The following is a 12,669-nucleotide window of genomic DNA, read 5'->3' as shown; positions in this document are numbered from 1 at the left end:
GCCTATGCGGTCATGTGCCGCCATTTCTCGTGGACGGTGACGCGGGTGAGCAGCCAGCCGCCGTCGGACGTGCGGGCGAGGGTGAACGTGTAGCGGCCGGCGGCCACGAAGTTCGGCGCGGTCACCGTCCCGTCGAACTCCGGCCCGGCGAGCCGCATCGGATTGAGGAAGTCCGCCCGTACCTCGGCCCGGTCGCCGGGCCAGCCGCCCCGGTCCTCCAGCCGGATCAGCCGGTTGACGATGAGGTGCTGGCGTACCGGGAAGAGCTCCATGGTCTCCGCGAGCCAGTCCGCGACTTCGGCGGCCGGGCCCTCGATCCCGCCCGCCGAGCCGTAGTCGGCCCGCCCGGTGGGAGTGAACAGCGCGCGGTACGCCGCCCAGTCGCCGTCGTCCACGGCCACCGCGTACCCCGTGACCACCTCGTCGATCGCCATCCGGTCCATGACCGTGGCGAGGTCCACACGCTGCGTCATCGAGTCAGTGTGGGGGCGCGGGGCGGCGACGCCAAGGGGCGTGCGCGGTCCGGATCCGCGCGCGGTGGATCAATGACCGGAATGCGCCTCCCGCTGCCGGACCACGACGAGGAACGCGTCGGTGGCCAGGTCCATCACCACCTCGGCGGGCACGCCCTCGCGCATCCGCTCCGCCGCGTACTCCTCGGCGGGCCAGCTTCCCCTCGGACTTCCGGCCGGAAACCGCTCCAGCACCACTCGACCCACGGGACACCCCCTGCTGTTTGCCTTCCGGTCTCTTCAGGTCTCTTCAGGCACAACGACGCGGAGGCCGCCCGGGAACGTTCCCGAGCGGCCTCCGGTTCACGCGAAGCGGTGAGCGGTGAGCGGCGGCGTCAGCCGGCCGACTCGGCGGCGAACGGGCTGAGCACGCCCATGCCGATCAGCACGAACAGTGCGATGCCCAGGGCGATCCGGTAGATCACGAAGGGCATGAAGCTCTTGCTGGAGATGAACTTCATGAACCACGCGATGACGACGTAGCCCACGAAGAACGCGATGACCGTGGCGAAGATCGTCGGCCCCCAGGTGATGTGACCCGGGCTCTCGACGACGTCCTTGATCTCGAACGCGCCCGAGGCCAGTACGGCCGGAATGGCGAGCAGGAACGAGTAGCGGGCGGCCGCCTCACGCGTGAAGCCCAGCAGCAGACCGCCGGAGATCGTCGCGCCGGAGCGGGAGACACCCGGGATCAGTGCCATCGCCTGGCAGAGACCGAAGACCAGGCCGTCCTTGACGCCCAGTTCCTTGAGCGTCTTGCGCTCGCGGATGGCGCGGTGCCGGCCCCCCTCCTCGTCGCGCGCGGCCAGCCGGTCCGCGATGCCGAGTACGACGCCCATCACGATCAGGGTGGTGGCGGTCAGGCGGAGGTCACGGGCCGGGCCCGTGATCTGGTCCTTGAACGCGACGCCGAGGACACCGATCGGGATCGATCCGACGATCACCAGCCAGCCCATCTTGGCGTCCTGCTCCGAGCGCAGCGACGCGTTGAACAGCGAGCGGAACCACGTGGAGATGATCCGCGCGATGTCCTTGCGGAAGTAGATCAGCACGGCGGCCTCGGTGCCGATCTGCGTGATCGCGGTGAAGGCCGCGCCCGGGTCCTGCCAGCCGGCGAATGCCGCGGTCAGCCGGAGATGGGCGCTGGAGGAGATCGGGAGGAACTCCGTAAGCCCCTGGACGAGACCGAGGATTAGGGATTCGAACCAGCTCATGTCGGGGTGTGCTCGTCCTTGTGATCGTCGGACAGTTCGGGTCCGATGCTAGGGCCCATGGGGAGCGGCGCTGACCACAGGGGGGTGCACGGGCATCGGATCGTGCGTTTCGCACGCCGGTACGGGCGCCAGCCGGTGCCGCCCGCGCCATCCGACGACCGCGGCCGCCACCGCGGAGACGGCGATGAAGCCGAAGGAGGCGAGGAAGGCGGGGGAGTCCGGGGAGGAGGCGCTCGCACCCGCGACCACGTACGCGGCGGTGTTCGGGACGACGCCGATCGCCGTCGCGAGGAGGAACGGCAGCCAGCCGCAACGGGACACCGCCGCACAGTAGTTGGCGACCGCGAAGGGCAGGCCCGGGAAGATCCGGACCGCCAGCATCGAGCGGAAGCCGTGCCGGGCCAACTGGTCGTCGGCCGCCCGGAGCCAGCGGCCGCGCAGCAGTGGCCGTACGGCGTCGCGACCCATCATCCGGCCCAGCCCGAAGGAGATCCCGGCGCCGATGACCGATCCGCCGACCGCCGCGGCCAGGCCGAAGGGGATCCCGAAGACGGCTCCCGCCGCGAGGTTGAGCAGCGGCCGGGGCACCAGGGCCGCGGTGCCCACCCCGTATGCGGCCGCGAACAGCAGGACCGCCGCACCGACCGGGAGTCCCGGGGGCCAGCCCTCCGACAGGATGCGCTGGGGCTCGTACAGCACGACGCACACGCCGGCCGCCAGCAGCAGCACGACGAGCAGCGACAGCCGGGTCCACGGCGCGAGGAGGAGGGACATCAGGGGAGACTAACCGACGAATGCGGCGTCGCGCCGTAATCTGGGCCTCATGCGGCCGAACGACCAGCGACCCCCGAAGGTCCCGCGCAGCGCCCTCGCGGACACCCTCATGGACCGCCTCACGACGACGTACGGAGCGGCCGCCGACCCGGAGCGGGCCCTGTCCATGGCCGCGTACATGAAGGACGTCGCGCCCTTCCTCGGCATCCGCACCCCGCTGCGGCGCGAACTGTCGAAAACCGTGACCGGGCAGAGCGCGAAGCCGGCGGAGGCGGACGTCGCGGCGCTCGTGCTGCGGTGCTGGGAGCTCCCGGAGCGCGAGTACCACTACTTCGCGGTGGACTACCTGCGCCGCCACGTCGGGGTCTGCTCCTCCGGCTTCCTGCCGGTGGTGCGCCGGCTGATCGTCACCGCCCCGTGGTGGGACACGGTCGACCTCCTCGCGGCGTACGCGGCCGGCCCGCTCGTGGCCGCCGACCCGGAGCTCACGGCCGTGATGGACGAGTGGATCGGGGACGAGGACCTCTGGCTCGCCCGCACCGCCCTCCTCCACCAGCTGCGCTACAAGTCCGCGACGGACACCGGACGGCTCTTCGCGTACTGCCGCCGCCAGTGCGGCCACCCGGACTTCTTCATCCGCAAGGCCATCGGCTGGGCGCTTCGTGAGTACGCGAAGACGGACCCGCGGGCGGTCCGCGCCTTCGTCGAGGCGGAACGGGACTCGCTCTCCCCCCTGTCGGTGCGCGAAGCGCTCAAGAACCTCTAGGGGGTGTCCGGCGTGGCCGGGCCCGGCCACGATCCGCCGGACACCCCCTAGCCGCGCGGTAATTCATTCGACGCGGCGGGGCCGGTCCGGCAGGATCTGGGGCATGTCCCGGTACGCCTTCCCCGCAGCGCCGTCCGCAGTCGCGGACGCGCCGAAGGCTGCCGCTTTCCTCTTCGAGGCATTCGAGGTATTCGAAGCCCTTGAGGCAACTGTCTTCGCCGCATTCGACGGCGCACGAAGCTGACCCTTCCCGGCTCGTCCGGCGGACCCCACAGGGGAAGGGTCGGTTCGCTCCAGGGGTCCCGTCTCCAGCTTCGGAAGCATTCGGGAAGACATCATGGCCAAGACGGCCTTCGTGCGCACCAAGCCGCACCTGAACATCGGCACCATGGGTCACGTCGACCACGGCAAGACCACCCTCACCGCCGCCATCACCAAGGTCCTCGCCGAGCGCGGCGGCGCCTCCTTCGTGCCGTTCGACCGCATCGACCGGGCCCCCGAGGAGGCCCGGCGCGGCATCACCATCAACCTCACGCACGTCGAGTACGAGACCGAGACCCGGCACTACGCCCACGTGGACATGCCCGGGCACGCCGACTACGTCAAGAACATGGTCACCGGCGCCGCCCAGCTCGACGGGGCGATCCTCGTCGTCTCCGCGCTCGACGGGGTCATGCCACAAACGGCGGAGCACGTGCTCCTCGCCCGGCAGGTCGGCGTCAACCACATCGTCGTCGCGCTCAACAAGGCCGACGCCGGGGACCCCGAGCTGACCGACCTGGTCGAGCTGGAGGTCCGCGAGCTGCTCACCGCCAACGGTTACGGCGGGGACGGCGCTCCGGTCGTACGGGTCTCCGGACTCGGCGCGCTGGACGGCGACCCGCGCTGGACCGGGGCGATCGAGGCACTGCTCGACGCCGTGGACACGTACGTGCCCATGCCGGTGCGGTACACGGACGCGCCGTTCCTGCTGCCGGTGGAGAACGTGCTGACCATCACCGGGCGCGGGACCGTCGTGACCGGCGCAGTCGAGCGCGGCAGCGTCCGCATGGGCGACCGCGTGAGCATCCTCGGCGGCGACGGCGAGCCCGTCGAGACAGTGGTGACCGGCCTGGAGACCTTCGGGAAGCCGATGGAGTCCGCGGAGGCCGGGGACAACGTCGCGCTGCTGCTGCGCGGGGTGCCGCGGGACGGCGTACGCCGCGGGCAGGTGGTCGCCGAGCCCGGGAGCGTCGTACCGAGGCGCCGCTTCACCGCGCAGGTGTACGTGCTCTCCGCGCGGGAGGGCGGGCGGACGACCCCGGTGGCGTCCGGGTACCGGCCGCAGTTCTACATCCGCACCGCGGACGTGGTGGGGGACGTGGACCTGGGCGCGGCCGCGGTGGCCCGGCCCGGGGAGACGGTCGCGATGACCGTCGAGCTCGGACGGGACGTACCGCTGGAGTCGGGGCTCGGCTTCGCGATCCGCGAGGGCGGGCGGACCGTCGGCGCGGGGACGGTCACGGCCGTGCTCGACTGAGGCACCGCCCGCGGCGTCGACCCCGCCCTGGTGGCGGCGGTCCGGCTGCGCCAGACTGCCGTCACCACGGGCGTACGGAGAGGGGCGGGCCGGGATGAGCGGCGATACGGCACTGGTGCTGGGCGGCGGGGGACTCACCGGCATCGGCTGGGAGACGGGGATCCTGTACGGGCTCGCGCAGGCGGGCGTGGACCTGACCGCCGCCGACCTCGTCGTCGGCACCTCGGCCGGCTCGGTGGTGGGCGCCCAGCTCACCTCCGGGCTGCTCACCCCGCGGGAGCTGTACGAGCGCCAGCTCGGCGACCCGGCCGGCGAGGTCGTCGCCCGGCTCGGTACGGGGCTCATCGCCCGGTACGCCGTCGCGATGGTGCGCTCGCGGGATCCGGAGAACTACCGCAGGCGGGTCGGTGCCCTCGCGCTCGCCGCCGACACCGGTGAGGAGGCGGAGCGGCGCAAGGTGCTGGCGGCCCGGCTCGTCTCGCACGCGTGGCCCGAGCGCAGGCTCGTCGTCACCGCCGTCGACGCGCTCACCGGCGAGCTCGCCGCCTTCGACCGCGAGAGCGGGGCCGGGCTGGTCGACGCGGTCTCGGCGAGCTGCGCGGTGCCCGGGGTGTGGCCGCCGGCCACGGTCGGCGGGCGCCGGTTCATCGACGGCGGGATCCGGTCGGCGACCAATGCGGACCTCGCCTCCGGCTGTGCGCGGGTGGTGATCCTCGCGCCGATGGCGCTCGGATCCGGGCTGGTCCCCTCGCCTGCCGCCCAGGCGGCGCGGCTGCGCGAGGCGGGGGCGAGGGTGCTGCTGATCACCCCGTCCGCGCAGGCCCGCAAGGCCTTCGGGCGCAACGTCCTGGATCCGGCGCGGCGGGACCCGGCGGCGCGGGCCGGGCTCGCGCAGGCCGCGGAGCACGCCGCCGAGGCGGCCGCCGTCTGGGCGGCCTGACCCGCTGCCTGCCGCCTGCTGCCTGCTGCCTGCTGCCTGCCGCCTGCCGCCTGCCGCCTGCCGCCTGCCGGACAATGGTGCGGTGAGCGACGAACAGATCCCGGTCATCCGGGACGTGGGCCAGGGCACCGCCAAACTGATGCCGGACGTGGACCGGGAGCGGGCCTGGCTGCTGACCGTCGACGGCGCGCCGCAGTCGTACGTGGACCTCGACGATCCAGGGCACCTGGAGTTCGAGTACGTACGGCGGCTCGCGCACGTCCTGGACTGCGTCGCGGAGCCCGGGGCCGCGCTGGACCTGCTGCACCTCGGCGGCGGCGCGCTGACGCTGCCCCGCTACGCGGCGGTGACCCGGCCGGGCTCCCGGCAGGAGGTCGTGGAGTTCGACGCCGCACTGGTGGATCTGGTCGCCGAGCACCTGCCGCTGCCGGCCGGGTCGGGTGTCACGGTGCACGCCGCCGATGCGCGGGCCTGGCTGGAGGGCGCGGCCGAGGACAGCGCGGACGTACTCCTCGCCGACGTGTTCGGCGGCTCGCGCGTACCGGCGCAGCTGACCTCCGTGGAGTACGCGCGGGAGGCGGCGCGGGTGCTGCGGCCGGGCGGGGTGTACGCGGCGAACCTGGCCGACGGGGCGCCGTTCGAGTTCCTGCGGGCCCAGCTCGCCAATTTCGGCGCGGTGTTCGCGGAGCTCGCGCTCGTCGCGGAGCCGGGGGTGCTGCGCGGGCGGCGGTTCGGGAACGCCGTACTGCTCGCCTCGGACGCGGAGCTGCCGGTGGCCGCGCTGTCCCGGCGGTGCGCGGCCGATGCGTTCGCCGCGCGGGTCGAGGACGGGGCGGCCCTGGCCCGGTTCATGAAGGGGGCCGTGCCGGTGGCGGACGCGGACGCGGTCGCTTCGCCGGAGCCGCCGGAGGGCGCGTTCAGCCTCGGGTGACGCCGGTGGGCGCGTCCGCCGGGTTGGGAGCGGTGGCGGCCGGGACCGAGGCGGCCTTCGGGGGAGCGGGCTTGCGGGTCAGGCGGCGTACGTCCGGGACGAAGAGGACCGCGGCGGTGCCCAGCACCACCAGCGCGGCGCAGCCCCACAGGGCGGAGGTTCGGCCGAAGGCCGACTCGACCGGGCCGGCCACGGCGGTCGCCAGCGGGAGCATCGACACCGAGCCGAACCAGTCGTACGCCGAGACGCGGGAGAACTTCTCCTCCGGGATCTCCTGGTGCATGGTCGTCATCCAGTTCACACCGAACACCTCGATGGCGGCCCCGCTGACGAACATCACCGCGCACAGGCCCCAGACCGGCAGCGGGATCGCCAGGCCCGCCGAGGGCAGCGCCAGCGGGAACACGCACAGGGTGCCGACCAGCAGCAGCCGGCGCGGTTTCCACACCATCATCAGGACGGCCCCGGCGATGGTGCCGATGCCGAAGAACCCCAGAGCCAGGCCCCATGGGCCCGGCCCGCCCAGTTGGTCCCGGGCGACCAGAGGCCCGTACACCGCCTCCGCGGCGCCGACGACGGCGACGACCACGGAGAACTGGAGCACGATGCTCCACAGCCAGGGCCGGGTCCGGAACTCCACCCAGCCCTCCCGCAGGTCCGCCAGCAGCCCGCCGCCGGGAGCCCGGCCGGCGACATGGCTGACGTCGAGGAAGGCGCGCAGGGCTCCGGCGATCGCGAACGCGGCGGCGTCCACGGCCAGGACCCAGCCGGGGCCGATCGCGGCGATCATGGCTCCGCCGAGGGCGGCCCCGCCGATGCCGGCGCCGTTCATCGCCATCCGGAAGAGGGCGAAGGCGCGGTTGGCGTGCTCACCGGAGACGCTGGAGAGCAGCATGCCCTCGGCGGCCGGGTTGAAGAACGCCTGGCCCGTGCCGCAGAGCGCGGTGAGCAGCATCATCTGCCACAGCTGGGGGTGCCCGGTCAGGACGAGGACGGCGAAGGCCGCCTGAGAGACGCAGTTGAGGGCGTTGGCCGCGACCATCACGTGGTGGCGCGGCAGCCGGTCGGCGAGCGCGCCGCCTATGAGCAGGAACAGCACGAGCGGGAGGGTACGGGCCGCCGCCACCAGGCCGACGTCGCCGCCGGAGCCGCCGGCCTCCAGGACGGCGAAGGCCGAGGCGATGAGCGCTCCGTGGCTGCCCAGGTTCGTCACGACCGCGGCGCCCGTGAGCAGGGTGTAGTTGCGGCCCGCCCAGGCGGGCCGGCGGCGGTGTGCGGTCGTACGGGACGGGGCGGTGGGGGGAGAGCTCACCCCCGGACTATCCACGCCCCGGGCCGAGAATCCAAACGGATTAGGGCCCGGGGCGCGGGGTGGGACGAATGGTGCCGAAGGGATCGGCGCGGTGGGTCAGCTGCTGCTGGCGGTGCCGTTGAGGCGCACCGAGCTGAGGATCTTGTCCATCGTCTCCTGGGGGACCTCGCCCTGGACGCCGGTGGCGCTGTAGAGGATCCAGCTGGAGAAGTCACCGTTGGCGGTCTTGAAGCTGAAGGCGATGGACTTGCCGTCGGTGGTGCACTTGTCCGCCTTGGGCACGCCGACCGCCGTCGCGCTCGCCATGTGGCCCTTGAGACCGGAGGAGGTGGTGTACTCCTTCGGCTCCGAGACCTTCACGGTGCCCTTGGGCGCCTTCTGCGCGAACGCGGCGAACGCCCAGTTGCCGGCCTCGTTCTTCACCGCCTCGGCGGTGTCCTTGGCACCCTGGCCGCCCTTGGTGCCGGTCCCGGCGAGTCCGGTCGACTCCTCGCGGCCGTCCTTGTTGGAGTCGACCTTGCACCAGTCCTCCTTGAGGAAGGCCGGCGCGGAGAAGGTGGTGAGCGGCATGCCGTCGTTCTTGCTCGCGTCCTCGAAGCCCGAGATGACGCCGGCGCTCGCGACGTTCCACTCCGGCGGGACGTCGAAGGCGGTGCCGTACTTGGGGTTGAGGACGACCTTCCAGCCGGGGATCACCGGCTTGACGTCCCCGCCGGCGCGCGGGTTGGCGCCGGGCGGGGCCGGGGCCTGGGCAGTGGCCGGGGCCGAGGAGGACGCGGCGGGCTTGTTGTCGGCCACGTCGTTCTTCTTGTCGTCCCGGGTCAGGACGAATGCGCCGGTGCCGGCCGCCACCACGACGACCGCGGCCGCCGCGACGATGGCCACCGTCTTCGTGGAGAAGGGGCTCCCGCCGCTCTGCGGCGGCTGCATGGCCTGCGTCGGCTGGCCCCACGGCTGGACCGGCGGCGGGGTCTGGTAGCCGGCCTGCGGGTATCCGTAGCCGGGCTGCTGCTGCTCGTAGGGGTTCGGCTGTTGTCCCGGCTGCCCCTGCTGCTGGTACGGGTTCTGATGCGCGTCCTGAGGGTTCTGCTGTCCCCCGGGCGGCTGCTGCTGTCCTGGCCACATGGCCGGTAACGATAGTGGGAGCGGGTACCGGGAGGCACGTCCGCCCCGTGTGAAGGTCTGGCCAGGGTGTCTACTCGCGGGTAACATCGCATTCCATGAGCGCAGATCAGATGAACGTGGGCGAACTGCTCGCCGCGACGGTGCCGATGGCCCGGACCCTGAACCTCCAGTTCCTGGAGACCACCCCCGAGCGTGCGGTAGTCCGGCTGCCGGACCAGCCCGACTACCACAACCACGTGGGCGGCCCGCACGCCGGCGCCATGTTCACCCTCGCCGAGTCCGCGAGCGGCGCGATCGTCCTGGCCGCCTTCGCCGACCAGCTCTCGCGCGCCGTGCCCCTCGCCGTCAAGGCCGAGATCGGCTACAAGAAGCTCGCCAAGGGCGTCGTGACGGCCACCGCCACCCTCGGCCGCCCGGCCGCCGAGGTCATCGCCGAACTCGATGCGGGCGGCCGCCCCGAGTTCCCCGTCACCATCGCCATCCAGCGCGAGGACGAGGCCGTGACGGGCGAGATGACGGTCGTCTGGACCCTGCGCCCGAACGCGTAACCGGCCGCTGCACGCCGGCCGCCCGCAGCGCCGCCGCCGGTCGAGGACCCGCCCGAGGACGAGACGACCCGCGTCCCGGGCGGGTTCGTGTTTTCACGGGTGAGAGCGCGGGCAGGGCTGGAGTCCGCGGGCAGGGTGTCGCAGTCCGCGGGCGACGAACCGGAGGTGGCCGTGGCCAAGGTCGAGATCAAGCTCGACGCCGAGCTCGTGGTGGAGGTGATGGTCCTCGCCGGGATCGGTTCGCCACAGGACGCCGTGGAGGCCGTCGTACGGGACTACATCGCGCGCGGGCACCGCACCGAGGCGCGCGTACAGGCGCAGGACGGGCCGCGCCGCGAGGCCGACGCCCTGGAGCAGCCGCCGCAGGGCTGAAACTCGGGGTGGCGGTGGCGCGTCCGGCGGGCCCGGGCGCGGCGGCAGCGCACAGTGGGCGGGGGAGCGGTCCGGCGCGGGCCGCTCCCGCCGACCCGAGCCGCAGCCGCAGGGAGCGCCCATGAGCGAGGCCGTGTCCAGACGCCGCGCGATCGGGCTGCTCGGGGCGGTGGGCGCCGCCCTGGGAGCGGGCGGCTGCGTGGCCGCGGTGCCGCCCGGCGGCGCGGTCCCCCGTAAGGCCTCGGCATCCGCCGCGGCGACCGGAGCCGCGGCCCGGCCCGGCAGCGCCGCCCGCATCGACGCCCTCCTGGAGCGGCTCACCCTGGAGGAGAAGACCGCCCTGCTGCACGGCGGCCCGGACCCCGCCCCGCTCGGCCAGGCCGGGTACGTGCCCGGCGTACCGCGCCTCGGCATCCCGGCGCTGCGGCTCGCCGACGGACCGGCCGGGGTACGGGTTGCGAGGCCCGCCACCGCACTGCCCGCCCCCGTCATGCTGGCCTCCGCCTTCGACCCGGCGCTGGCCCGCGAGTACGGCAGGGTCATCGGGCGCGAGGGCCGGGCGCTCGGCCAGGACGTGCTCCTCTCCCCGATGGCCAACCTGATCCGCACCCCCTACGCCGGGCGGAACTTCGAGACCTTCGCCGAGGACCCCCGGCTGACCGCGGACCTCGTCGCGGAGGTGGTCCGCGGCATCCAGGACGAGGGGCTCATCGCCACCGTCAAGCACTTCGCCCTGAACAATCAGGAGCAGGGCCGCGACACCGTCGACGCCGTCGCCGCCGAACAGACCCTGCACGAGACGGAGCTGCGCGGCTTCGAGGCCGCCGTCGCCGCCGGGGCCGGCGCGGTGATGGGCGCGTACAACAAGGTCAACGGCACATATGCGTGCGAGAGCAAGCCCCTGCTCGACGAACTGCTGCGAGGGCGCTGGGGGTTCGGCGGCTGGGTGATGTCCGACTGGAACGCCGCCCACAGCACCGTCGCCGCCATCGGCGCCGGCCTCGACATGGAGATGCCCGGCGGCACCCACTTCGGCGCCCCGCTCCAGCAGGCGGTGCGCGGCGGCTCCGTGCACGAGGACACCGTGGACCTCGCGGTACGCCGGATCCTGGCCACCATGGACCGGTTCGGGCTGCTCGCGGCGCGCCCGCCGGCCCGGCCCGCCCGCGACGCCGCCGCCGGGGCCCGCGTCGCCCGCCGGGTCGCGGCCGCGGGTGCGGTGCTGCTGCGCAACGAGCACGCCACCCTGCCGCTGACCGGCGCCGCGGCCCGCTCGATCGCCGTGATCGGACCCACCGGGCAGCTGCCCTTCGTCAGCGGCGGGGGCAGCGCACACGTGGTCCCCGACCAGGCGCCCGCCCCGCTCGACGCGATCAGGCGGCGCGCCGGCAACGGCAGTACGGTGCGCTACGCGCTCGGCGAGGACCTGTACGGCCGCCCGCTCCCGGCGAAACTGCTGACCCCGGCCGCGGACCTGGCCGACCGGCGCGTGGAGGCCGGGCGGAGCTGGAGCCACGAGGGCGAGTTCACGCTCGCCGCGGACGACGAGTGGACGCTGCACGTCCACTACACCGGGAAGCGGCCCGGCGTGCGCCTCGACGGCGAGGAGCTGTTCCCGGTCCGGCAGGGCGTGGCCGAGCAGTTCGCCGGCGGACTTCTGGGCGCGGCGCCCGACGGGCTCGCGGTCCGCCGCCGCACCCTCACCCTCACGGCCGGCACCCACCGGCTCTCCGTTTTCGCCGAGGGCGGGGCCAAGGGGCAGCGGTTCCGGCTGCGGCACACCACGAACGCGACCCGCGCCGCCGACCTCGCCGAGGCCGTGAAGGCCGCCGAGCAGGCGCACAGCGTCGTGCTGTTCGCCTACGAGGACGCCTCCGAGGGCACCGACCGCACCTCGCTGGGGCTGCCAGGCGGGCAGTCGCGGCTGATCGAGGCGGTCGCCGCCGTGAACCCCCGCACCACGGTCGTGCTCAACACCTCCTCCAGTACGACGATGCCGTGGCTCTCCCGTACCGGAGCGGTTCTCCAGATGTACTACCCGGGCCAGGAGGGCGCCGGAGCCACCGCCGACCTCCTCTTCGGGGACGTGGACCCGGGTGGCCGGCTCACCCAGACCTTCCCGGCCGACGAGCAGGCGACCCCGGTCGGCGGGGACCCGCTGCGCTACCCGGGGGTGGGCGGGAGGCAGGAGTACGGAGAGGGCGTCCACGTCGGCCACCGCTGGTACGACGCTCAGCGGGTGGCCCCGCTGTTCCCGTTCGGGCACGGGCTCTCGTACACGACCTGGGAGTACGAGAACCTCACCGTGCGGCCGGAGCGTGGCGGGCTGCGGGTGGAGTTCACGGTCCGCAACACCGGACGCCGCAAGGGCACCGAGGTGGCCCAGGTGTACGTCGGCCCCTCCGCGGATCTGAAACTCGACCAGCCGGTGCGCGCGCTGGCCGGCTATCGGCGGCTCACCCTGGCACCGGGAGAGGCGCAGCAGGTGGTCCTGGACATCGATGCCCGCGCGCTGTCCTCCTGGGACCCCGAAGCGCGTGCCTGGGTGCTCGGTTCAGGCCGTCGTGAAGTGTTCGCGGGCCGTTCCTCCCGCGAACTCCACCTGCGGGCAAAGGCTGTGGTCAAGAGCAGATAGGCTGCCCGTTCGGCGGGTCAC

General features: G+C 73.5%; 13 protein-coding genes. 7 read left to right on the top strand and 6 right to left on the bottom strand.

The annotated features are described in order from the left end of the window. Positions 1–2 precede the first annotated feature (2 nt). From ACIQU4_RS32805 to ACIQU4_RS32790, 4 genes are all read right to left on the bottom strand, one after another. Positions 3–473 carry a nuclear transport factor 2 family protein gene (locus ACIQU4_RS32805; protein ID WP_403738494.1) on the bottom strand — a complete coding sequence of 157 codons (471 nt, stop codon included), beginning with the start codon at positions 471–473 and terminating at the stop codon, positions 3–5. Positions 474–542: 69 nt separating this feature from the next. Next, positions 543–719 (bottom strand): hypothetical protein, encoded by a 177-nt coding sequence (locus ACIQU4_RS32800; RefSeq protein ID WP_099893904.1) that lies wholly within the window; start codon positions 717–719, stop codon positions 543–545. Positions 720–847: 128 nt separating this feature from the next. Further along, positions 848–1,726 carry an undecaprenyl-diphosphate phosphatase gene (locus ACIQU4_RS32795; protein WP_403738491.1) on the bottom strand — a complete coding sequence of 293 codons (879 nt, stop codon included), beginning with the start codon at positions 1,724–1,726 and terminating at the stop codon, positions 848–850. Positions 1,727–1,774: 48 nt separating this feature from the next. Then, the gene (locus ACIQU4_RS32790) at positions 1,775–2,500 is read right to left on the bottom strand and encodes a TVP38/TMEM64 family protein (protein ID WP_403738488.1); all 726 of its coding nucleotides are present in this window, start codon (positions 2,498–2,500) and stop codon (positions 1,775–1,777) included. Between the two features lie 49 nt (positions 2,501–2,549). Between ACIQU4_RS32790 and ACIQU4_RS32785 the strand changes: the two genes are divergently transcribed. From ACIQU4_RS32785 to ACIQU4_RS32770, 4 genes are all read left to right on the top strand, one after another. Then, a complete protein-coding gene (locus ACIQU4_RS32785) occupies positions 2,550–3,266 on the top strand; it encodes a DNA alkylation repair protein (RefSeq protein ID WP_403738485.1) in 717 nt (238 codons plus the stop codon). 337 nt (positions 3,267–3,603) lie between these two features. Further along, complete coding sequence (tuf, locus tag ACIQU4_RS32780) at positions 3,604–4,785, top strand: elongation factor Tu (protein WP_403738482.1); 1,182 nt, start codon at positions 3,604–3,606, stop codon at positions 4,783–4,785. A gap of 94 nt (positions 4,786–4,879) precedes the next feature. After that, positions 4,880–5,725 carry a patatin-like phospholipase family protein gene (locus ACIQU4_RS32775; protein WP_403738480.1) on the top strand — a complete coding sequence of 282 codons (846 nt, stop codon included), beginning with the start codon at positions 4,880–4,882 and terminating at the stop codon, positions 5,723–5,725. Positions 5,726–5,864: 139 nt separating this feature from the next. After that, positions 5,865–6,656: a spermidine synthase gene (locus ACIQU4_RS32770; RefSeq protein WP_403738624.1), complete on the top strand. Its 792-nt coding sequence runs from the start codon at positions 5,865–5,867 to the stop codon at positions 6,654–6,656. On the opposite strand, the gene ACIQU4_RS32765 is transcribed toward ACIQU4_RS32770, so the two are convergent. Both ACIQU4_RS32765 and ACIQU4_RS32760 read right to left on the bottom strand, forming a co-directional pair. Next, positions 6,643–7,968, bottom strand: coding sequence for an MFS transporter (locus tag ACIQU4_RS32765; protein WP_403738478.1), 1,326 nt, complete (start codon positions 7,966–7,968; stop codon positions 6,643–6,645). The genes ACIQU4_RS32770 and ACIQU4_RS32765 overlap by 14 nt on opposite strands. 96 nt (positions 7,969–8,064) lie before the next feature. Next, positions 8,065–9,093, bottom strand: coding sequence for a hypothetical protein (locus ACIQU4_RS32760; RefSeq protein ID WP_403738477.1), 1,029 nt, complete (start codon positions 9,091–9,093; stop codon positions 8,065–8,067). A 95-nt stretch (positions 9,094–9,188) separates the two neighbouring features. Between ACIQU4_RS32760 and ACIQU4_RS32755 the strand changes: the two genes are divergently transcribed. From ACIQU4_RS32755 to ACIQU4_RS32745, 3 genes are all read left to right on the top strand, one after another. Continuing rightward, positions 9,189–9,641, top strand: a complete 453-nt coding sequence (locus tag ACIQU4_RS32755) for a DUF4442 domain-containing protein (protein WP_387288628.1) — start codon at positions 9,189–9,191, stop codon at positions 9,639–9,641. A gap of 171 nt (positions 9,642–9,812) precedes the next feature. Continuing rightward, entirely contained in the window at positions 9,813–10,013 is a 201-nt protein-coding gene (locus tag ACIQU4_RS32750) for a type II toxin-antitoxin system VapB family antitoxin (protein ID WP_403738621.1), read from the top strand. A 121-nt stretch (positions 10,014–10,134) separates the two neighbouring features. Next, positions 10,135–12,648 carry a beta-glucosidase gene (locus ACIQU4_RS32745; RefSeq protein WP_403738474.1) on the top strand — a complete coding sequence of 838 codons (2,514 nt, stop codon included), beginning with the start codon at positions 10,135–10,137 and terminating at the stop codon, positions 12,646–12,648. Positions 12,649–12,669 lie beyond the last annotated feature (21 nt).

Source organism: Streptomyces sp. NPDC090741 (assembly GCF_044769045.1).
Taxonomy (GTDB): domain Bacteria; phylum Actinomycetota; class Actinomycetes; order Streptomycetales; family Streptomycetaceae; genus Streptomyces.
This window is presented reverse-complemented; position numbering and strand designations above follow the sequence as displayed.